Here is a 21,107-nt window from a genome sequence, read left to right on the forward strand (position 1 = left end):
GCTGATCGGATGAAGTATCACCTGGGTTGTTGTTCGATCGGACAAACGAAAAACGGAGATCTCCGATGGCTGACGAGGCCACGACACTGGGCGAGCTGCTCGCCGCGCTGGACCACACCGTGGCGACCCTGGTCGACGCGCCGTTGGGGGAGCAGGTGGTGCGGTCGGTGGCGCTGGTCGAGCCGACCGACCTGCCCGAACACCTCGAATCCGGCGGGGTGCTGCCCGACGTGTATCTGGTCGTGGGTGTCGATGCCGCGGGCACGGTGGCGTGGCTGAACGGTGTGGGTCTCCGTGCCTTTGCGAACCGTCCGCGCGTATTGATGACCAAGAGCGCCAACGACTCTCCCGAAGTCCGCGCCGCTGCCCGCGCGGCAGGGGTCGCGCTGGTACACGTGCACCGGCACGCCCGCTGGGACCAGGTGTTTCCGCTGGTGCGGCGGATGCTGGCGCGTTCGCCCGAACGGCGCGCGGCCGCGGGCGGGCACGACCTGCTCGCTCCGGAGACCGACCTGTTCGACCTCGCGCAGGTGGTGGCGAAGGAGACCGGCGGGATGATCTCCATCGAAGATCCCAGTTCGCACGTGCTCGCCTATTCGTCCTCCGACAGCTCCGCGGACCCACTGCGGATCCGGTCCATCCTCGGCCGGGAAGGCCCCAGCGACTACCTGCGGATCCTGCGCGAATGGGGCGTGTTCGACCGGGTGCGGCGCAGCGACGAAGTGGTCGACGTGCCCGAACATCCCGAACTCGACATCCGCCGCCGACTGGTGGTGGGAATCCGGCGCGGCACCGACGGCGCGCAGGCCAGGATGTTGGGCACCATCTGGTTGCAGCAGGGCGACTCCCCATTGCGACCCGACGCCGCCCAGGTATTGCGTGGCGCCTCGGCGGTTGCGGCCCGGATCATCGCGCGCCGGCTCGACGCACCGTCGACCGAGGCGGTGCTGGTGCGCAGGCTGTTCGGCGCGCACGGCGACGGTGTCGACGTGCCCACGGTGGCCGCCGCGCTGAACCTGCCCGAGGCGGGTCCCGCCGCGGTGATCGGCTTCGCCATGGTCGATCCCACGGCCGGTGCCGCTGCGGCGTTGGCCGCGTCGAGTGCGTTGATTCGCTTGCACGCCAGTGCCTTTCGTGATGACTCGGTGACCGAAGTGATCGGCGATCGGGTGTATGTGTTGTTGCCCTCCTATCACTCCACGCACAGCGTCGGCTCGTGGGTGCGCAAGCTGGTCACCCAGCTGGAACAGGCCCGGGCGCTGGTGGTGCGGGCCGCGGTGGCCGCACCGGTACCGGGCCTGATCGCCGTGGCCGGTGCGCGCGCCGAGGTCGACCGGGTGCTGGACAGCCCGGCCGCGGCCAACAGCCGGGTCGCCACCTTGGCCGAGGCCCGCACCGCGGTGCTGCTGGCCGAGATCGTCGACCTGATCCGGACCCGACCCCAACTGCACGACCCCCGCTTGGCCGCCCTCGACGACTACGACCGCGAACACGCCGCCGAGCTGCGAGTGTCGGTCCAGGCGTACCTGCGCGCGCACGGCGAGGTGAGCGCGGCGGCGACCGTGCTGTGCGTGCACCCGAACACCCTGCGCTACCGGTTGCGCAGGGTCGAGGCGGTCCTGGGCATCGACCTCGCCGACCCCGCCGACCGCCTACTGCTCGAGATCCAACTCGCGGCAGCCCCTGTCAGTCACCCGTGACAGCACGGCTCGATCGGATCCCGCGAGGTCGAGCGGAGTCGTGTGACGTGCGGAGGCGACCCCGCACCGGGAGGGTTGCGGCAGCAGGTCGTGTTCGCTCAGGCGCCGGGTGCTTCCCCCACCGTCGTCGCCGGGTCGATCACGCCGAACACCTCACCCTGCGGCGCCTGCATGATCCCCATCCGGCCGAACGGACTGTCGTCGGGTCCCATGATCACCGTGGCACCTAATTCGGTCGCCTTGGCCAGCGATACGTCGGTGTCGTCGACCTGGATCCAGGTGAGCCAGTAGGGCGGAGTTTTCAGCGCGGACGCGTCCATCATGCCGCCGATCTCGTGACTGCTGCCCGGCAGCGCGAACGTGGAGTAGATGAAGCTCCCGCCGTCGCCGATTTCGTTGTAGTGCCAGCCGAAAACCTTGGTGTAGAACTCGTGCGCCTGCACGTACGCGGGGGTGTGCAGTTCGTTCCAGCAGTAGGCACCGTCCTGGTTGAACACCTCAGCACCGTTGTGCGCCTTGGCTTCCCATACACCGAACACACCGCCCGCCGGGTCGGCGCCGATGAACATCCGGCCCACGTCGAGCACATCGAACGGCGGCATGAACACCTGACCGCCCGCCCTGGTGACGCGTTCGGCGATCTCGTCGGCCCGGTCGGCCGCGAAGTACGTGGTCCACACCGACGGCATCGCGCTCATGCCTTCGGGTTTGGGGCCGATGCCCGCCGCCGGTCGGCCGTCCAGCGTTGCCATGAGGTACCCGCCCGCCTCGGCGGGACCGTCCTGGATCTCCCAGCCGAACAGCGCGCTGTAGAAATCGCGGGCGGCGGCGGTGTCGTCCACCTGGCAGTCGATCCAGCAGGGCGTGCCCTGCGGCCAAGCTTCGTCGCGTGTCGGCATTGTCGAACGTCCTCTCGGCGATGGATGTGAGACCGGCCCCCGAGCGCACCGGCATGAGTGCAGTCAACCACTGGGCACCGACAAGAACGAGAACCCCCGAAATCGCGCTGAACTGGAACAACGCGTGTTCACAGCGACAGTCCGAGCGGGCCGACGCTGCCCCACCCAACTCGTTACCGCTGTTATGTTTTTCGCGCCGATCGTGCGGTGGCTCGGTCAACTGTGGGGACGAACCGGTCGGGAGCGATGTATGGGTAAAGGTTCGGAACGCGGGTTCGTCCGGATGCTGGTGACGATCCTCGCGGTAGTGGTCGTGCTCGGCTGCGGTGGCGGGCCCGCGGGCGCGGAACCGGCGCAACCACCGGCCGACCGGTGGACCGCCCACCACGACGGGCCCGGTGCGTACCCCGAGGTGCGGGTGGAGCGCGGCGTCCAGATCACCATGAGCGACGGTGTGGTCCTCAAAGCCGACGTCTACCGCCCCGCCGACGCCGCGGGCGTGATCGAGCAGCAACCGCTGCCGACGATCGTGAGCCTCACGCCCTACTCGAAACTCATGACGGGCCTGATCGAATCGGCCGCCGCGATCCCCGGCCTGCAGTCCACCGCCGTGGACATCGTGCGCCGACTGAACCTGTCGACCACACCGATCAGCGGTTTCGGTGATCTCATGCAGGCGCTGGACGGCGGCATGATCCAGACCATGCTCGGCGTGGACCGCAAACTCGTGCGCGGCGGCTACACCGTGGTGGTCGCGGACGTGCGCGGTACTGGTCTGTCGCAAGGGAAATGGGACACCCTCGGTGCGCGCGAACAGCTCGACACCCGCGAGGTGATCGACTGGGCGGCGCACCAGCCGTGGTCCAACGGTCGCATCGGCATGAGCGGCGGCTCCTACTCCGGCATCAACCAGCTGCGCGCCGCCGAGAACGCCCCGCCCGCGCTGCAAGCGATCTTCCCGGTCGAGCCGGGCAGCGATCTCATGCGTGATGTGGTCGCCCCCGGTGGCGGCGTCGGCACGACGTTCCTGCCGATGTGGTTGAACTCGGTCAACCAGCTCAAACTCATCCCCGACGTGGCCTCGATGGTCGACGGCACGTTCGACTGGACCTGGTTCAACGACCGACTCGCCGACCCGACCACCAACTTCGACTTGCTGGCCCAGTCGCTGCTCACGCCGTCGCTGTCGAACATGCCGCCCGCCCTGGACGGCGCCCTCGACGAGACCTCGGCCTTCCGCGAAGCGATCATGGGCCACCCGGAAAACGTCACGGTGCCCACCTTCGTCTACGGCGGCTGGCACGATATCTTCGCCAACAGCGCGACCAAACTCTACGAGCAGATCCCGTTGCCCGCGGGCCGCAAGCAACTCGTCGTCGGCGACACCTATCACGCCAATCCCGGTGCGGGAACCGGTGTTCCGGGCGCACCGCCGCGCTTGGACGTGCTGCAGCGGGCCTGGTTCGACAAGTGGCTCAAGGATATCGACAGCGGTGTCGAAAGATTCGGCCCGGTGACGGTGAAACAGCAAGGCGGCGACTGGATTACCTTGCGCGAATTCCCGCAGCCGGGTGTCACGCACCGCCGCGTCTACCTGTCCGCCGCGCCCAGTGGCAGCACCGAAGACAGCCTGCACGATGGTTCACTCGCCGCCACCGTGCCGGGCAAGCCCGAAACACTCACTGTCGCACCGGGTTTGAACCAGGTCTGCTCACGCGATGCGGCCCAGGGGTCGGCGGGCATGACCGCGGCACTGGACGCCTGCGCCAAGGATTCCCGCATCGCCGAACGCAACGGCCTCACCTTCACCAGCGCACCGCTGACCGAGCAAACGGTCATCTCCGGTCCGATCAATGTGCGGCTGAACACCATTCACGACGCCACCGACGGCTTCTGGAACGTCACTGTCAATGACGTGGCCCCCGACGGCACCTCGACCGTGCTCACCACCGGCCAGCTCACCTCGTCGATGCGCGCGGTCGACGAACGTCGCAGCGCCCGCTCGATCAACGGCGACTTCACCGCACCGTTCAACCCGCTGACTCTGGACCGGTTGCTCCCGGTTGTACCCGGCGCCCCCACCGACATCGATGTCGCCGTGATCCCCACCCAGGCGGTCCTGGCCCCGGGCCACCGACTGCGCATCGACGTTTTCGCCGGCAACGCACCCAAGGCCCTACCGTTCCGGCCGATGCTGAACGCCAGCGGCCTCAAACCCCAGCATGTGCGCCTGGACCCCGCGGCCCCGAGTTTCGTCAACCTGCCCACCGACCGGCCCATTCCCTGATCGCAGCGAGCGCCGCCGCCGTGGCCGCTACGCTCGATCGTGCCAGTTCGTTTCCGACGAGGAGGTCGCTGTGGTCGAACCTGTCATTGTGGTGATGGGTGTGTCGGGGTGCGGGAAGACGACGGTGGGTGCGCTCACCGCCGATCGGCTCGAGGTGCCCTACGCCGAAGGCGACGACTTCCATCCGATGGCCAATATCGAGAAGATGGCCGCCGGTATCCCACTCACCGACGAGGATCGCTGGCCCTGGCTCGACACCGTCGGCGAGTGGCTGGCCGAGCATCACGAGAATGGCGGCGTGGCCACCTGCTCGGCGTTGCGCCGCGTCTACCGCGACCGCCTGCGCGCGATGGCACCGCAGACCTACTTCGTGTACCTGGCCGCCACCCGCGACGAACTGCTGCGCCGCATGACCGGCCGACTCGGGCATTTCATGCCCACGGTCCTACTGGATTCCCAACTCGAGACCCTCGAACCGCTGCAGCCCGACGAAGCAGGCGTCACCCTCAACGCACTGCAGCCGCCCAGCCGTCTGGTCACCGAGGGCGTGGACGCCTGGATCGCCGATCACCGCTGAAGCAGCGGATGTAGTTCCTCCACGGGTGCCAGCATCAACAGCGCGCCGACCACCAGCGCTGCCAGGCACAGGGCGGCGAAGAACAGCACCCACAGCAGCGCGGGCAGGTGGGTCAGCCGGGCCAGTTGATCGGCGTCGGAGTCGGTGCGTCCGGGTTGCCTGCGGCGTCCGCGTTGCAGTTCGAATACCGGGCGCACCGCGGCGAGCAGCAGGAACCACGCCGCCAGATACGCGAACGCGGCCTGCAGCAGATCGGTGCCGAACCAGGACACCCCGAACACCAGCGCACCCAGCACCGCGACGGTGATCAGCCCGTACACGTTGCGCACCTTGACCAGCACCGCGGCCAGCATCAACAGCGTCGCCCACAGCATCAGCGTCACCCGGCCGGTGCCCAGCAGCGCCGCGTAACCCAGACCGAGCAGCGCGGGTGCGGGATACCCGGCGGCGGCGGTGAGGATCATGCCGGGGCCGGTCGGTTTGCCGCTGGACACGGTCAGGCCCGACGTGTCGGTGTGCAGGGTGATCGCGTGCAGTCGGCGTCCGGTGAGCAGTGCGACCAGCGCGTGCCCACCCTCGTGCGCCACGGTCACCGCGGCCCTGGTCAGCCGCCATAGCGGCCGGTAACCGACCAGCAGGAGGGCGACCATGGCGGTGGCCAGTACCAGCCACCAGGCGGGTGCGGGCTGGGGTGCGAGGAGACGGTCGAGCAGCGTACTGGCGGATCCGGTGTTCACCGTCGCACTCTAGCCGTGCGCGAGCTCGGGGGTGGTGTCGTGCGGACATCGTGCGCAGAGCCGTTGTGCGCGTTCGAGTTCCGGCGAATCATCCGGTTTGCGGTATTCGCCGTGATAGCAATGGTGATGCAGATGCGACCTCACCGTTGGACTCCGCCGCAACCCACCGCTCGTGCGCGGCAAACCCACAGCGACCCGCCGATGCCGCCGACCCGGCTGCTGCCACTGCCGGGTCAGGGGCCCGAGGATGTCGTGGTGCTGGCCGACGGTCGCCTGGTCACGGGAACGGCCGACGGCACGATCCTGCGCGTGGATCCGGCCACCGGCGCGGTCGAGCAGATCGCGCACGCGGGTGGTCGGCCACTGGGTATGCACGCCGAGGCCGACGGTTCGCTGCTGGTCTGCGTCGCGGGCCGCGGCATCTTCCGGCTGGCCGAGGCCGGCGCCGAACTGGAGGTCGTCGTCGATGAACTCGACGGCGCGCCGCTCACGTTCCCCAGCAACGTGATTCGCGACGACGACGGCACCCTCTACTTCTCGGTCTCCTCCCGGCGCTGGCCGCTGGAACACTGGATCACCGACCTACTGGAACATTCGGGCACCGGTCAGTTGGTCCGCCGCGACCCCGACGGGCGTCTGGAGGTCCTCGTCGACGGCCTGCAATTCGGCAACGGCGTCGTGCTCGCCCCGGATCGATCCTGCGTGCTGGTCGCCGAAACCGGCGCCTATCGGATCACCCGACACTGGCTGACCGGCCCGCGAGCCGGGACCACCGACCACCTCGTCGAGAACCTGCCGGGCCTGCCCGACAACATGCTCCTGGGCAGCGACGGTCTGATCTGGGTCGCCTTGGCCTCGCCTCGAAACCTGTTGCTGGACAAGCTCGCTCCGCTGCCCGGCATCTTGCGTCGCCTGGTCGACGCCCTACCGCCGAGCCTGAAACCCGCACCCGTGCGCTCGGTGTGGGTGCTCGCGCTGGACTTCGACGGAAATATCGTCCACGACCTGCAACGCGACGGCGCCGACTACGCGATGGTCACCTCGGTAGCCGAACATCACGGCACCCTGTACCTGGGCAGTCTGTCCGAATCCGCGATCGCGGTGACCTCGAAGCCGGCGGCCTGAGGTCAGCGCAGCACGCTCGACGGCACCGGGTGGTCGGGCTCGAGCGCGGGCAGGCCGTCGATGCTGGTGGCGTTGTCGCCCGCGATGCGGCGGGCGAAGTCGGCGTCGGTGCGGCGGGAATGGGCTTCGTCGAGGATGAACCGTTCCTCGACGAGGTCGAGTTTGGGCACCGACCAACCGCACGAATCGGCGATGCGCTCCACCGACACCAGCACCACCGCACGGATTCCGGGGTGATCGGTGCCGAAATACGTACGCAGGGTGTCGAATTCGGGGGAGTCGGGGCGAATCACGCGACCGGTGCCGAACAGTCGCAGGATGCGGGTGGTACGCGTGAACGAGCAGAACATCACGGTGATCCGGCCGTTGTCGCGCAGGTGGGCGATGGTCTCCGAACCGCTGCCGAACAGGTCCAGGTAGGCCACGGTGTGGTCGTCGATCACGGCGAAGGTGTCGCGGTAACCCTTGGGAGAGACGTTGACGTGGCCGCCCTGCGACGGTGCGGTGCCGATGAAGAACATCGGCTGATCGGCGATGAACGCCCGCAGTTTGTCGTCGATCCGGTCGAAAATCTTGCCCATCACGCACTCCCTCGTCCCGCATGGCAGCAGGCTCTCCGTTAGTTACTGTAACGACCGCTGGCCTTCGATTCACGGTGAGATATACCGCAGACCGCCCCCGCCGGGGTGCGTGATCATGGGTGCATGACGCAGACCGCACCCAGCATCGTCCACCCCGTGCAGCACCGCTACGCGGACCCGACCACTTCTGTTCCCGCACAGTGGAATTCGGTGCTCGACGTGCTGCACGCGCACAAATCTGTGCGTCGCTATCTGCCCGATCCGGTGTCGCCGGAAACGATCCAGCTGCTGGTCTCGGCCGCGCAGTCGGCGGCCACCTCGTCGAACCTGCAGGCGTGGAGTGTGGTCGAGGTGCGCGACCCTGATCGACGGGCGAGGTTGGCCGAAGTCGCTGGGGGACAAGCGCATATCGAGCAGGCGCCGGTGCTGCTGGTGTGGGTCGCGGACTTCGCGCGGCTGCGTCAACTCGCGCACGATCACCACGCACCACTGGACGGTGCGGACTATCTCGAAACCAGCTTCGTCGGGGTGATCGACGCGGCGCTGGCCGCCCAGAACGCGGTGCTGGCCGCGGAATCGCTGGGTCTGGGCACCGTCTACATCGGCGCGCTACGCAACGACCCCGAGCGTGTCGCCGCCGAATTGAACCTTCCCGCACACGTTTTCCCGGTTTTCGGCCTGGTCGTGGGCCATCCCGACCCGACCGAAGGCACCCGGATCAAACCGCGCCTGCCGCAGGCCGCGGTACTGCATCACGAAACCTACGACCTGTCCAGCCAACGCGAGCCGGTGGCCGCCTACGAGCACCGCATCGGCGAGATCTACACCGAACAGGGCCTGCCGTATTCGTGGACCGAGCGGGTGCTTGCTCGACTGGCGTCGAAAGAGGCGCTCTACGGTCGGCACCGCCTGCGAGAGTCCTTGATCGCCTTGGGATTTCGCCTGCGCTGAGCTCAGCCGTTGATCGCCTTGCTGGTCAGCTCGAGCGAGCGGATGCGTGCGTCGAGGTCGTAGATCAGGGTGTTGAGCATGAGCTCGTCGGCGTCGGTCGCATCCAGGAGTTGCGCGGCCTGCGCGCGCACCGTGTCCGGCGAACCCTGCAACTGCCCGGCCCGGCGCTGTGCGGCGAAATGCCGTTCGGCCTCGGTGCGGGGGAAGCCCGCGGCCTGCTCCGGGGTGGCGATGGCCTGGGGGCGACCCGAGCGCAGATTGGCGAAGGCGAGGTCGCGCGGTGCGGCGAGCCGGTCGGCTTCGGCATCGGTGTCGGCGCAGATCGCCGAGGCGGCCACGATCGTGTACGGCTCGCTCAGGGTTTGCGACGGGCGGAAGTTGTCGCGATACAGCTGCAACGCGGCGACGGTGTTATCCGGCGCGATGTGGTGCGCGAACGCGAACGGCAGCCCCAGCACCGCGGCGACCTGCGCGCTGTAACCGCTGGACCCGAGCAACCACACCTCCGGTTCCGCGCCCAGACCGGGGCTTGCCACGATCCCGTTCGGATCCGCGCCCCGGAAGAAGCCGATCAGTGCCGTGAGCTCCTGCGGGAACGCGTCACCGCCGAGTCCTTCGGCACTGCGCCGCAGCGCACGCGCGGTCACTGGATCGGTGCCGGGCGCGCGCCCGATCCCCAGATCGATCCGTCCGGGATGCAGCGCCTCGAGGGTGCCGAACTGTTCGGCGACCACCAGCGGCGGGTGATTGGGCAACATCACCCCGCCCGAACCGACCCGGATCCGCGAGGTCGACGCGGCCAGGTGCGCCAACACCACCGCGGGCGCAGCACTGGCGATACCGGGCATGTTGTGATGCTCGGCCACCCAGAATCGGCGAAACCCCAGCTCCTCAGCGTGCTGAGCGAACCGGGTCGTGGCACGCAACGCGTCACCCGCGTTCGCATCGGACTGCACCGGTGCCAGATCCAGTACCGACAGCGTGACCGCGCTCATGAGCCTCCTCGACTGTGTAGTGCCCCTATCGAAGCCAACCCGCGTCGGGCCGCCGGTATTTCCGAGTGTCGAAAGTGGTGACTACTGCCACGGTAACCGGGCGGTCGCCTCGTCGGCTGTTCGACGCGGCGGATCCTGGTCGTCTGTTCGGCGCGGGCGAGTTCCGGTTCGGGACCGGGTGGCTGTTTGCTGGAAAGCCGCTGGCAGAGGGCACATTTTATGTCATACCCCCTGCGTATCGTCGTAGTTGTCACACAACAGGCCCGGACGCGAATGCGCCTGGGCTGTGCGAGAACGGGGGCACTTGATGAGTGACGACAACCGCGGCGATCTACGCCCGCCACGCCAGCACGGAACCACCTGGCGCGAATCCGAATACCGAGTCCTGGCCGACGACCTACGCTCCGGTGTCGACCTGGCCGCCACCGCGATCACCGTCGGACGCACCGAATCGGCCGTGCGCACCGCACTGCGCAATTTCGTACCAGCCGAGGAACGGATACCCACCGCCGAACGAGAACGCTGGATCCGTAAACGCCTTGTCGCCGAACCGGACTGGAACTGGTGGGCGGTCGTAGTCGACAATCACCGCCGTTTCCGCAGCGGCCTGTGGTTCACCCGCCACGAACACTGCGCCCGCATCGGCTGGCGCAGACGCACCCCCATGCCCGCCCTGGCCCAGGAACTGGCCACCTCGGAACTGTCGGTCGCGGAACTGCTGCGATCGCTGGGCCTGGTCGACAGCATCGAGGAAGCCGCCGACCGACTGGGCGCGACACCGGGCCTGGCCCTGGCCAAACGCGTCACCGCCCGCCGCGACGAAGCCGTAGGCGCCCGCTGGATCCTGGTCATCGACGGCGCCGCGGGCACCACCCGTACCCGCAACGCCCCCGTCCGCCGCCAGATCTCGCTGCACGAGACCCGCACCGCCGCCGAAGCCGAACGCGACCGAATCCTGTCCTGGCACAACAGAATAGGCCCCGAAGAACCCGACACCCCCGTCTGGTGGACCATCGCCGAACGCGGCCTGGGCGCCACCGTAGGCCACACCCGCAGCGGCACCCACGACCCCACCCCCACCGGCATCCGCGCCGAAGCCCTCACCGTCGGCGACATCATCCGAGTCCCCGTCCCCGACGGCGGCTTCCTCCAAGACCGCATCACCGCCATCACCCAACCCACCGCAGGCGCCACCATCGTGGTCGACCTGGCCCCCGTCGCCAACTCCCGCGTCCGCCGAGTCGTCGAGTTCGCATCCGACGAGGTCGTAGACGTGGTACGCAGAGCGGAGGACCGCTCGGCTTAGTGGACAGCGGCCGTCGCCCCGACCGGCAGCGGCCGCACCCGTCGACGCGGCGATGAACCTGACGCGTTAGTGCACCGACACCGTCGTCACCACGTCACAACAATGGTGCGCGACGGACGGCGCGGATCACCGTGGTGCGCAGCGGGAAGTCGAACTCTCCGTGCGCCGTCGCCGGTTCGGCGAGCAGGTAATCACTGATCCCACTGAGCAATTCGGCCCGTTGCCGCGCCGGAATCACCACGGTATGCGAGTAGGTGCCGATGGTGGTCGTCAGCGATTCGGCTGTCCGCCGCTGCGTGTGCGGGAACTCGGCCTGCTCGAATTCGCTGAACAGGGGATGCGTCGGACGTTTGTCGTCCGAGGTGGGCGGTGGGAACGATGAATCGGTGCGCACCACGCGCTGCAGTCCGGCCACCCACGGCACCCGATCGTCGTCGTTGTTCCACAGCGCGGCGAACACCCCGTCCTCGCGCAGCACACGCGCGATCTCCGGAAACGCCCGCTCCTGGTCGAACCAGTGCAACGCCTGCCCGACCATTACCGCGTCCGCCGACCCGTCGGGCAGCGGAATCGCCTCCGCTGCACCGGAAAGCGCCGCGACGCCGGGAAACTGCCGCACGAACTCGGCACGCATCGCCTCGTCCGGTTCCACGGCGATCACCTCGGCACCGGCGGCGAGTAGCCCACCGGTGAGCTTGCCCGTCCCCGCCCCCAAGTCGAGGACAACGAGCCCGCCGCTCGCCTCCAACGCCCATCGAATCCCCGCCTCCGGATAATCCGGTCGATGCTGCGCATAGAGCTCAGCGTGCGCCCCGAACGAACTGGCCCGCCGCGCCCGCAGGTCGTCCTTTTCCGTCCCCCCGATGTCCGCCATATCGCCACGGTAGCGGCAAATAGCCTGCTGACCAGTCGGTTTATTACGCGGCGCAATGGAGAAGAAACCGGATCTGTTTACGGTTAGTTGTGTCATTCTCGATGGTGTGACAGTGCAGCGAATGCGCCGGACGCAGGACGAACGGCGGCGGGAAACGCGCAAGGTGTTGCTCGACGCCGCGTTCGACGCGTTGGTGGAGTTCGGATTTCGGGGGACGACCACCAGCGAAGTAGCGCACCGCGCGGGCGTATCGATAGGTGCTCTGCTGCATCACTTTCCGACGAAATCGCAGCTGCTCACCGCTGCGGTCAGTCACGCGTTCGATCGGCGGATCGAGGAGTACCAGGAGTCCATGATGGGGTTGGACCCCTCGGCCGACACCGTCGATGCGGCGGTGGACATGCTGTGGTCGATGTATTCGCGTCCCACGTTTCTGGCGTGGAACGAACTGTGGACCGCCGCGCGCACAGATCCGGATCTGGCGACCGCTGTCGTCGCGATGGATCGTGATTTTCTGTCCGCCAGCGAATATGCCTACGCCACATTGTTTCCCGCCGCACCGCCCGCCGGGGCCGGCCTGCATCTGGTGTATTCGCTGATGACCGGGCTGGCTGTCGCGGGATCGCTTCCCGGGCATCAGCCGTACGACACCGACACCGTTCTCACCACCTTCAAATCAATGTTGCGCACCGCACTCGCAGGGCCGTTGGAGGCATCATGACAACCGGACCGAACCCGAAAGACCAGCCCGCGATTCGCGTGCGACGGATTCACTTCGATTACCCGGAAGGGTCGTTGGCTCGCCACTTCGTGGGCGGGGATCTGGTGATGAGTCACGTGATCGCCTACCTGTCGGCGACTTTTCCCGAGGGGGAGGAGTTCTTCGTTCGCTCGGTTCGTCGGTATGCGGACTCGATTACCGATCCTGTTCTCGCGCAGCAGGTTCGGGGGTTTGTCGGGCAGGAGATCACGCACGGGCGTGAGCATCGGGAGTTGAATCTGCGGCTGGGGCAGATGGGGTATCCGACTCGTCGGGAAGAGCGGACTACCCGGTGGATCCTGCACGTGTACGAGCGGATTCTTCCGCCGCTGACCTGCTTGGCGATTACGGCGGCGTTGGAGCATTTCACCGCGGTGTTCGCGGAGACTCTGCTTCAGGACGAGCGTGCACAGGAGCTGCTCGGTTCGACCGAGGTTCGTTCGATGCTGTTGTGGCACGCGGTGGAGGAATCCGAGCATCGGGCTGTCGCTTTCGACGTGTATCGCAGTGTCGGCGGGGGTGAGCGCCGTCGGATCGCGACGATGTGCGCGATCCTGGTCCTGTTCGGCACGAGCATCGTGGTGAATTCCACGGTGTCGTTGCTGGGGGACCGTGCGACGCGCAACCCGGTGCGCCTGGCCAAAAGTGTTGCCGCGATTCGGCATACCCCGTTTGTTTCCAGAACGGTTCGCCGTCGCGTGCGCGACTATCTGAAGCCGGGCTTCCATCCCGACGATGTCGACAACAGCGCGCTACTCGCGCAGTGGACCGCCGAGCTTTTCGGTGCCGACGGTTCCCTGACCGATCACCTGCACTGACGGGTCCACCCGGTCGATTTCGCCGCCGAGGGGACGTCGCGGCATGGTCGCGGCGGCGAACAGCATGATCACGACCATGACCAGCATGGCGACGAAGACCAGGTGGATGCCCTGGGCGAGTTCGGTGGGGGTGGGGTGGTCGGGGTCGCGGATGCCCGCGTTGACCATCGCGCCGAACACGGCCACGCCCACGGCACTGCCCAGGGAACGGGCGAACATGTTGGCGGAGGTGACCACGCCGCGTTCGTGCCAGTGCGCGCTGGCCTGGGCCGCGATGAGTGTGGGGGAGGCGACCAGTCCCATGCCACCACCGATCAGGAAGCACGACGCCGCGATCTGCCAGGGGCTGGACTGTGCGGTGACCAGTAGTGTTGTCGCACAACCGAGTACGGCCAACGCGCTGCCGATCAGCCCGCTGATGCGGAATCCCCAGCGCAGGTACAGCCTGCCCGACAGCGTCGCGGCCAGAGGCCAACCCAACGTGAGCCCGCCGACGGTGAGCCCGGCGACCAGTGCTGTGGTCCCCAGCACGCCCTGAGCGAAAGTCGGGACGTACGAAGTCAATCCGAGCACGACGGCACCGACCAGCAACGAAACCATGCTGCTGGCCACCACGATTCGTCGGGTGAAGATCCACAGCGGCAGAATGGGATTCGCGGTGCGCAACTCCACCACCGCGAACAGTGTCAGCACCGCCGCACTCCCGGCGAACAACGACAGCGACACCGGCGACGTCCACGCCCACGCGTGCCCACCCTCGAGCAGAGCCAGAATCAACCCGCCCGCCCCGAAGGTCAGCAGCACAGCGCCGAGATAGTCGATCCGCTGCACGCTGCGCGTCGTCGTTTCCGTGTAGTGCCGCATCAACATCCACGCCGCCACCGCGCACAACGGCAGGTTGATCAGAAAGATCCACCGCCAACTCACCTGGTCGGTCAACAACCCGCCCAGCAGCGGCCCGAGCACCGCTGAAGCGGCCCACACCCCCGCCATGTATCCCTGCACCTTGGCCCGCTCGGCCAGCGTGTACAGATCACCGGCGATCACGATCGTGGTGGGCTGGATCGCACCCGCGCCGATCCCCTGAATCGCCCGAAAGGCGATGAGCGCCACCATGTTCGTGGCCAACCCGCACAGCAGCGACCCCACCGCGAACGCCGCGATCCCGAACAGGATCACCGGCTTACGCCCCACCATGTCGGCGAGTTTGCCGTAGATCGGCACCGTCACCGCTTGCGCGAGCAGGTAGATCGAGAACAACCACGGGAACATCGCGAACCCGCCGAGCGAGTCGGTGATGGTGAGCACCGCGGTGGCGATGATGGTCGAGTCCAGGGCGACCAGCGAGGTCGACAGCATCAGCGATGCCAGGATCGCACCTCGTTCGGAACGCAGACCGACAGCCGGGCTTGCGGTATCGGTTGCCACCGGGATCCTCTCGTTGCTTCGCCTAACCACTGCGCATAAGGTATCCGGCGCACGGGTGCTCCCGCACGCCGTTTTCCCAGGGTGTGACGTGATCGGTCTCCGCGCGGGCTCAGTTACCCCGTGACGTTGAAACCCAGATCGGCCCGGTCAGCAACCAGATCACCGTGATCACGCCCAGGCTGCCGAAGACTCCCATCAACTGTTCGCGTTGTGCGGCGTCGGCGACCGTGTAGCTCAACACCACTGTCAGTGCGCCGGCGATGGCTGCCGCGCCGAGCCAGCGGGAGAAATCCGCCCATTCCTTGCGGGTGCGTTGCGGGCCGTACTTCGGGACCTTCACCGGCGCTGGACCATCGGCGAAGCGGTGGGCGAATCGTTCGTCGGCCCAGCGGATCATGCGGCCGCCGAACATCACGGTGCAGCCCAGGTAGATCCCGGCGACGCGGTGCGCGAACGTCACCTCGCCGCCGCGGTGCAGGTCGATGGCCACCGCGACCACCAGCACTACGTCCAATACCGGCACCAGGGCCAGCGTGATCGTGCTGGCGCGGGGCAGTCGGACCACGTAGCGCAGCAGCAACCCGCCCAGCACCAGCACCCAGAAACCGATTTCGCATCCCGCGATCGTCAGCAGTACGGGATTGTTCAACTCGTTCATCCCCTCACTGTGCCGGGGGTAGCACGCCGACGGCGTCCCGCTTCCGGTCGCGGGTTCGTCCGTCTTTCGGGGGACTTCAACCCTGACCTCGATGTGCTGAAATGGGGGAATGCCCCCACCGCGTGCGCTCATGGATCGGCTCGGGGACGCGTTCGACAGCGCGACCTTCGCGGCCGTCGGCGTTTTCGGAGTCGGGCTGTTGCTGTGGGCCGCGGGCGGGTGGTCGCTGGTCGCCGATCGCGATCCGTACCCGGCCGCGGTCAAGGTGGGGTTGCTGTTCGCGGCGCTGGCGATCCAGGTCACCGCGCAACATCGACCGGCCCTGGCGTTCGGGATGATGGTCGCGCTGTTGGCCGCGGACTTCTCGTTCGGGCCGTCGCTGCCGCTGTGGATCGCGCTGACCGACGTGATCTTCCTGGCCGTGAGCACCGGATCGAACCGGTTGGGCGCGGTGGTGGGCTGGTTCGCGCTGATCGTGACCATGGGCGGGGCGCTGCTGGCGCTGAGCGTGGCCGGGATCCGCGCGGGGCTGTATGCCACGCTGGTCGGTGTCGCCCTGACCTGGTCGCCGCTGGGTTATGCGCGCGCGATCCGCGCGTCTCGCCGGATGGTCGATGCCGAACGCGATGCCGCGCGCGCCGAACTCGCCGCCCGCGATGCCGAACGGTCCGCCGCGATCGGCGAGGAACGCAGGAAGCTGGCCCGCGACCTGCACGACGCGGTCGCTGGACATGTCTCCGCGGTCGCGATCCTGGCGGAAGTGGCGCAGCGCGATCCCGGTAATACCGCTGTGCTGCAGACGATTCGGTCGAGCAGCCTCGCCGCGCTCGAGGAGATGCGCACGACCATCGACGTGCTGACCGGACCCGATGACACCGCCGTGACCACGCGACTGTCCTCCCTGGACGGGCTGATCGACGCGGCCGAGGCGGCGGGCGGTTCGGTGACAGTGCGTCGTCCCGACGATCTCGAGCTACCCACCGCGGTCGAAGCCGTGGTGACCCGGATCCTGAGTGAAACCCTCGCGAACGCCACCAAACACGCCCCCGGTGCACCTCTGGACATCGAATTGACCCGCGAGGCAGAGCGATTGGTGGTCTCAGCGACGAATCCTGTCACGCGGATAGGAGTCCCGGGCAAGGGAAACGGACTGCGCAACATGATGTTTCGCGCGGAATCCGTCGACGGCACCATCACTGCGGGCGCGCACGACGGCATCTGGCGCGTGTGCGCGCGAATCCCGTTGGGGGACAAGTGACTGTCACCGTCGTGGTGGTCGACGACCATGCCGCCATCCGTGCCGGACTGAAGATGCTGCTCGAAGTCTCCGGCGAAGTGCAGGTGATCGGCGAAGCGGCCGACGGTGCCGCGGCAGTGCGGCAAGCCCGTGCGCTGAGCCCCGATGTGGTGCTGATGGATGTGCGGATGCCGCGCGTGGACGGCCTGGAAGCCACCGCGGCCGTCGTGGCGGAAACGCACGCAAAAGTGTTGGTACTGACCACGTTTGCCATCGACGAGTATGTCCTGGGCGCACTGGCGGCGGGCGCCAGCGGGTTCCTGCTCAAGTCCGTCGGCGGTGACGACCTGGTCCGCGCCGTGTTGGCCGTGGCGCAGGGTGACGCGGTCCTGGACCCGAAGGTGACGCGCACGGTGATCACCGCACTGCCTCGGGTCGCGCAGGCTACGCCGCCGCCCGACCTGTCCGCGCTCACCGACCGTGAACGGCAGGTGCTCGCGGGCCTGGGCGCCGGCCTGTCCAACAGTCAGATCGGCACGCGGCTGCGCATCGGCGAGGCCACCGTGAAAACGCACGTCTCCCGGGTGCTGAGCAAGCTGGGTGTGCCGTCGCGCGTGCAGGCCGCGGTGATCGCGTCACAGTCCGGCCTCGACTTGCCCTGACCCGCACCCGGCCGAAAACCGACGTTGTCCCGGTACCGCGGGCAGGTACCGGGACAACGGGTCGGATCAGGGTTCAGCGTGCAGGGTGTGGGTCGGACTGCGCCAGACGAATCCGGCGTGACTCAAACCAATAGGTCACCGAAACGGTGGCGTAGGACGCGGCTACCACTGCGGCGATCACCAGAAGAAACGCGACGAACAAGGGAATGAAGAAAGCCATGTGCCCTCCTCGCGGTACGGTAGGTGAGCGATGAAGGTGGTGGTCAGCGCCTCGTCGCGCCGATTATGGACCAAGCCCGCACTTCGATAGTAGGGCCACGGCGCGACCGAGGCACGGCTATACATGCGTGACTGCGCTCATGGTTTACCCACAGTGTGGCCCACATCACCGAAGCGGCCAGATTCGAGTTCTCGTCCTCGGCTTCAACCACGAGCAATCGACGAAGGAGCACCGAACGTGAGCATGATCCTGGCCGCAGTGCACGACACCTATGGCATCGTCTTCGCCCAGGTGGGCAATCCGACGCCGGAGGCTCCGCCGATGGCCGACAAGGTGATGCAGCTGGGCCGGTACTTCACCTGGATGATCTTGCTGTCGGGCGTCACCGCCATCACCTACGGCGGCGGCCGGTTCGCCTGGGAGAAGTGGAACGGCGGCGGCCTACAGTCACCGAAGATGATCGCCAGCGCCATGGCGGGCGGTGCGATCGCCACCAGCGCGGGCACGATCATGAACGCCGTCATCGGCGCCTGACACCGGGTGCGAGCTCTCGCCCGAGGATCGGGGACAGTGGTCGGGTGACTGTTGACATCGACACCCTGCACACCGACGACGACCTGCACGCGGCGAGCGCGCTGTTCCGTGCGGCGATGGTGGGGTTACCACCGCTGCCTGCGCATCCCGATCACCTGTCCGAGCCGGGTCGCACGGTGGGTGCGCGGATCGACGGCCAGTTGGTGGGCACCGCGGAGGCGTACACGAGCTGGCTGGTCGTGCCCGGTGGTGCGCGCGTGTCGCACGCGGCGGTCACTCACGTCGGTGTGCTGCCCACGCACACCCGGCGCGGGGTGCTCACCGGCTTGCTGCGCAGGCAGCTCGACGACATCGCCGCGCGCGGGGAAGTCGTCGCGAGCCTGCGTGCGTCGGAGGGGTCGATCTACGAGCGGTTCGGGTACGGCGTGGCGAGTTCGTTTGCGCGCCTTGACTTGTGGCGTGGCCGGGCTCGTCTGCGTGACACGGTGCCGAGCTCGGGGCCGGTGCGATTCGTCGAACCGGCCGAGTCGTGGAAGCTGTTCCCGCAGATCTACGCGACCGCCGCGCTCTCCTGGACCGGCGCGATCGATCGTCCCGAATACTGGTGGAAGCTGAAACAGCGCATCGCGGTCGAGCCGGTGTACACCGTGGCGCACGGACCTGTCGGCGCGGAGGACGGGTTCGCCCGCTACCACCCGGTCGATACCGCGAACTGGTTCAACAGCCGTGACCGCACGATCGTCGTGGACGATTTCGTGGCGACCACCCCGCAGGCCTACCTCGGTCTGATCCGGCATCTGCTGTCGGTCGACCTGGTCGACAAGGTGACTTTCGCGTTCGCGCCGGTGGACGCGCCGCTGCGGCACCTGTTCGTCGACGAACGCGCGGTCCAGATCACGTCGGTGCACGACGAAACCTGGCTGCGGCTGGTGGACGTTCCCGCCGCGCTGGCCCGCCGCACCTACCGTGACGCGCCGCCGGTGGTCGTGCGGGTCGACGATGCGATCCTCACCGCCAACACCGGCGCGTACCGGATTGCCGCGGACGGTGTGACCAGGGTCGACGAGGCCGCCGACATCACCGTCGATGTCGCGACGCTGGGTGCGGTGTACCTCGGCGGGTCGACGTGGCGTCAGCTCGCGCTCTCTGGACGAGTCGTCGAGCACCGCCCCGGTGCTGCCGACGCCGCGGACGACCTGTTCGCTACTCCCGCACTGCCTTTCAGTGGGACGTTCTTCTGACCCGGTGGAAAACCCGCGCTCAGCGCACACTATTCGCCCGAACGGTCCCGAAGGCGAGTAGGGAACGCTGAGCGCGGATGCCGGATCAGGGGCGAAAGAGTCTGTCCGCCAACGGCAGTGGGCGCAGGGTGTCGGAGATCTGCGCGACCAGTCGTGTCGGGCGTTCGAGGTCGGTAGCTGCCTTGCCGTTGGTCAGGATCGCCCCTGACAGGCCGCGGGTCGGGTCGGCCCAGCCGTACTGGGTGGTCAGGCCGCTGCGACCGAAGTGGGACTCGGTGTCGCGACCGAATTTCGATCGGCGCGCGCCCAACTCGAACCCCGCACGACTGACCCGGCCCGCCAAACTGGGGATCCGGTCGGCGGGAGCGATCGCGTCGCGCAGCGTGTCGGGTTCGATGATCCTGATGCCGTCCAATTCTCCACCGCGCGCGAGGATTTCGTAGAAGCGCGACAGTTCGAAGGCGGTGGTGACCAGGTTGCCGGAGGGAAGTTCGGCGGCGAGGAAGGCGTCGTTGGTCGACTTGGACGCCTTGTCCATGTGGCCGCCCAGCGCCTTGTTCGCCAGGAATCGGGCCAGGCGGGGTTGCGGCGGACCGGTTTTCACGCTCGGCACCACCTGGTTCACCTCTGCGGGACCGACGCCGAAGTTGTTCCAGCGGAAGCCCAGTGGGGTGAGCACCTGCTCGTCGAGGTGGTCGCGCATCCGCTTGCCGGTCGCTCGTTGTACGAGCAGTCGTTGGATCAGGCCGCTGGTGAGTGCGTGGTAGACGCGGACACGGCCGGGGGCCCAACTCGGCACGAGGTCGATGAGAGTGGCCACGGCCAGTTCCTCGTCCAGGACAGCGGCGGTTCCGTTGTGTGGTGCGGTGATGAACGGGATACCGGCCGAATGCGAGAGCACGTCGCCGATAGTGATCGCGCCTTTACGGTTGGCGGCGAACTCCGGAATGTGGTCGGACACACGGTCTTTCAGCCTGAACACGCCCTGTTCGATGAGCATGAACATCAGCGTGGCGGCGACACCCTTGGCGGTGGAGAACCCGCAGAACGGTGTCTGCGGGGTCGCCAAGATCTTCTCGGCGTCCGGACCGTCGCCCGGCGCGTTGCCCCAGCCGTGACCGATCGTCCGGTTCAGCACGATCCCGCCGTTGCGCCGCAGGCACACCTGAATGGCGGGGGTGGTGCCCAGCGCGTACCACGCGCGCACCGACGCCCAGATCGCCTCGACGTCGGCACGCGACGAGCCGACCGCGGCCGGATCGTCCTCGTGACCGATCGTGGTCACCGCGTCCAGGTCATCGGTGACCGTGATCAGCGTGGCAGGAAGTGCGCTCATCTGGCCAGCCTACCGATGCTGACCTGTGATAATCCTGAGCGCGCTGCCCGTAGAACGGTGACACCAGGTCGCAGACCCGCCGCCGAACTTCGGGGTACCGGCACCTGAATCCGCCGTTGTCGGCACCCGTCGAATCGGCGATCGCGCCGCCTCCGCACCGCGGCACCGTGGCGATGGTGCG

The 21,107-nt window shown here is 67.6% G+C and carries 21 protein-coding genes; 12 read left to right on the forward strand and 9 right to left on the reverse strand.

Annotation, left to right across the window (positions count from 1 at the left end):
* Positions 1–65 precede the first annotated feature (65 nt).
* Positions 66–1,700, forward strand: a complete 1,635-nt coding sequence (locus tag ACFWU5_RS10020; RefSeq protein ID WP_379266831.1) for a PucR family transcriptional regulator — start codon at positions 66–68, stop codon at positions 1,698–1,700.
* Positions 1,701–1,798: 98 nt separating this feature from the next.
* Here ACFWU5_RS10020 and ACFWU5_RS10025 read toward each other — a convergent pair whose 3' ends face one another.
* Positions 1,799–2,599: a VOC family protein gene (locus ACFWU5_RS10025; protein ID WP_379266832.1), complete on the reverse strand. Its 801-nt coding sequence runs from the start codon at positions 2,597–2,599 to the stop codon at positions 1,799–1,801.
* 250 nt (positions 2,600–2,849) lie between these two features.
* On the opposite strand from ACFWU5_RS10025, the gene ACFWU5_RS10030 reads away from it, so the two are divergent.
* Positions 2,850–4,886, forward strand: a complete 2,037-nt coding sequence (locus ACFWU5_RS10030) for a CocE/NonD family hydrolase (RefSeq protein WP_379266833.1) — start codon at positions 2,850–2,852, stop codon at positions 4,884–4,886.
* A 94-nt stretch (positions 4,887–4,980) separates the two neighbouring features.
* A complete protein-coding gene (locus ACFWU5_RS10035) occupies positions 4,981–5,463 on the forward strand; it encodes a gluconokinase (protein ID WP_379241982.1) in 483 nt (160 codons plus the stop codon).
* On the opposite strand, the gene ACFWU5_RS10040 is transcribed toward ACFWU5_RS10035, so the two are convergent.
* The gene (locus ACFWU5_RS10040) at positions 5,454–6,200 is read right to left on the reverse strand and encodes a M50 family metallopeptidase (protein WP_379266834.1); all 747 of its coding nucleotides are present in this window, start codon (positions 6,198–6,200) and stop codon (positions 5,454–5,456) included. The genes ACFWU5_RS10035 and ACFWU5_RS10040 overlap by 10 nt on opposite strands.
* A gap of 132 nt (positions 6,201–6,332) precedes the next feature.
* Here ACFWU5_RS10040 and ACFWU5_RS10045 point away from each other — a divergent pair, with 132 nt between their 5' ends.
* Positions 6,333–7,325, forward strand: coding sequence for an SMP-30/gluconolactonase/LRE family protein (locus tag ACFWU5_RS10045; protein WP_379266835.1), 993 nt, complete (start codon positions 6,333–6,335; stop codon positions 7,323–7,325).
* Between the two features lie 2 nt (positions 7,326–7,327).
* Here ACFWU5_RS10045 and ACFWU5_RS10050 read toward each other — a convergent pair whose 3' ends face one another.
* On the reverse strand, positions 7,328–7,906 hold the full coding sequence (locus ACFWU5_RS10050; protein WP_379266836.1) for a pyridoxamine 5'-phosphate oxidase family protein: 579 nt from the start codon (positions 7,904–7,906) through the stop codon (positions 7,328–7,330).
* A 123-nt stretch (positions 7,907–8,029) separates the two neighbouring features.
* Between ACFWU5_RS10050 and ACFWU5_RS10055 the strand changes: the two genes are divergently transcribed.
* Positions 8,030–8,857, forward strand: coding sequence for an NADPH-dependent oxidoreductase (locus ACFWU5_RS10055; protein ID WP_379266837.1), 828 nt, complete (start codon positions 8,030–8,032; stop codon positions 8,855–8,857).
* 2 nt (positions 8,858–8,859) lie between these two features.
* Here the strand turns inward: ACFWU5_RS10055 and ACFWU5_RS10060 are convergent, their stop codons facing one another.
* A complete protein-coding gene (locus ACFWU5_RS10060) occupies positions 8,860–9,852 on the reverse strand; it encodes an LLM class flavin-dependent oxidoreductase (RefSeq protein ID WP_379266838.1) in 993 nt (330 codons plus the stop codon).
* A 307-nt stretch (positions 9,853–10,159) separates the two neighbouring features.
* Between ACFWU5_RS10060 and ACFWU5_RS10065 the strand changes: the two genes are divergently transcribed.
* Complete coding sequence (locus tag ACFWU5_RS10065) at positions 10,160–11,158, forward strand: hypothetical protein (protein ID WP_379241709.1); 999 nt, start codon at positions 10,160–10,162, stop codon at positions 11,156–11,158.
* Between the two features lie 94 nt (positions 11,159–11,252).
* Here ACFWU5_RS10065 and ACFWU5_RS10070 read toward each other — a convergent pair whose 3' ends face one another.
* Positions 11,253–12,032 (reverse strand): class I SAM-dependent methyltransferase, encoded by a 780-nt coding sequence (locus ACFWU5_RS10070; protein ID WP_379266839.1) that lies wholly within the window; start codon positions 12,030–12,032, stop codon positions 11,253–11,255.
* Between the two features lie 121 nt (positions 12,033–12,153).
* Here ACFWU5_RS10070 and ACFWU5_RS10075 point away from each other — a divergent pair, with 121 nt between their 5' ends.
* Complete coding sequence (locus tag ACFWU5_RS10075) at positions 12,154–12,753, forward strand: TetR/AcrR family transcriptional regulator (RefSeq protein ID WP_379266840.1); 600 nt, start codon at positions 12,154–12,156, stop codon at positions 12,751–12,753.
* Complete coding sequence (locus ACFWU5_RS10080) at positions 12,750–13,610, forward strand: metal-dependent hydrolase (RefSeq protein ID WP_379266841.1); 861 nt, start codon at positions 12,750–12,752, stop codon at positions 13,608–13,610. The genes ACFWU5_RS10075 and ACFWU5_RS10080 overlap by 4 nt, the downstream gene beginning before the upstream one ends.
* On the opposite strand, the gene ACFWU5_RS10085 is transcribed toward ACFWU5_RS10080, so the two are convergent.
* Together ACFWU5_RS10085 and ACFWU5_RS10090 are read right to left on the reverse strand one after the other, a co-directional pair.
* Complete coding sequence (locus ACFWU5_RS10085; RefSeq protein ID WP_379266842.1) at positions 13,545–15,038, reverse strand: MFS transporter; 1,494 nt, start codon at positions 15,036–15,038, stop codon at positions 13,545–13,547. The two genes, ACFWU5_RS10080 and ACFWU5_RS10085, sit on opposite strands and share 66 nt — an antisense overlap.
* Positions 15,039–15,147: 109 nt before the next feature.
* The gene (locus tag ACFWU5_RS10090) at positions 15,148–15,696 is read right to left on the reverse strand and encodes a hypothetical protein (protein ID WP_379266843.1); all 549 of its coding nucleotides are present in this window, start codon (positions 15,694–15,696) and stop codon (positions 15,148–15,150) included.
* A gap of 109 nt (positions 15,697–15,805) precedes the next feature.
* On the opposite strand from ACFWU5_RS10090, the gene ACFWU5_RS10095 reads away from it, so the two are divergent.
* Together ACFWU5_RS10095 and ACFWU5_RS10100 are read left to right on the forward strand one after the other, a co-directional pair.
* Complete coding sequence (locus ACFWU5_RS10095) at positions 15,806–16,954, forward strand: sensor histidine kinase (RefSeq protein WP_379266844.1); 1,149 nt, start codon at positions 15,806–15,808, stop codon at positions 16,952–16,954.
* Complete coding sequence (locus ACFWU5_RS10100) at positions 16,951–17,595, forward strand: response regulator (protein ID WP_379266845.1); 645 nt, start codon at positions 16,951–16,953, stop codon at positions 17,593–17,595. Before ACFWU5_RS10095 ends, ACFWU5_RS10100 begins: the two co-directional genes overlap by 4 nt.
* Before the next feature lie 73 nt (positions 17,596–17,668).
* Here the strand turns inward: ACFWU5_RS10100 and ACFWU5_RS10105 are convergent, their stop codons facing one another.
* Positions 17,669–17,815, reverse strand: coding sequence for a hypothetical protein (locus tag ACFWU5_RS10105; protein WP_379241717.1), 147 nt, complete (start codon positions 17,813–17,815; stop codon positions 17,669–17,671).
* A 243-nt stretch (positions 17,816–18,058) separates the two neighbouring features.
* Here ACFWU5_RS10105 and ACFWU5_RS10110 point away from each other — a divergent pair, with 243 nt between their 5' ends.
* Positions 18,059–18,349, forward strand: a complete 291-nt coding sequence (locus ACFWU5_RS10110) for a hypothetical protein (RefSeq protein ID WP_379241983.1) — start codon at positions 18,059–18,061, stop codon at positions 18,347–18,349.
* Positions 18,350–18,393: 44 nt separating this feature from the next.
* A complete protein-coding gene (locus ACFWU5_RS10115) occupies positions 18,394–19,590 on the forward strand; it encodes a GNAT family N-acetyltransferase (RefSeq protein WP_379241718.1) in 1,197 nt (398 codons plus the stop codon).
* 85 nt (positions 19,591–19,675) lie between these two features.
* Here ACFWU5_RS10115 and ACFWU5_RS10120 read toward each other — a convergent pair whose 3' ends face one another.
* On the reverse strand, positions 19,676–20,926 hold the full coding sequence (locus tag ACFWU5_RS10120) for a serine hydrolase (RefSeq protein WP_379266846.1): 1,251 nt from the start codon (positions 20,924–20,926) through the stop codon (positions 19,676–19,678).
* Between the last annotated feature and the right edge of the window lie 181 nt (positions 20,927–21,107).

Origin of the sequence: Nocardia sp. NPDC058640, assembly GCF_042716995.1 — a bacterium.
Classification (GTDB): Bacteria; Actinomycetota; Actinomycetes; order Mycobacteriales; family Mycobacteriaceae; genus Nocardia.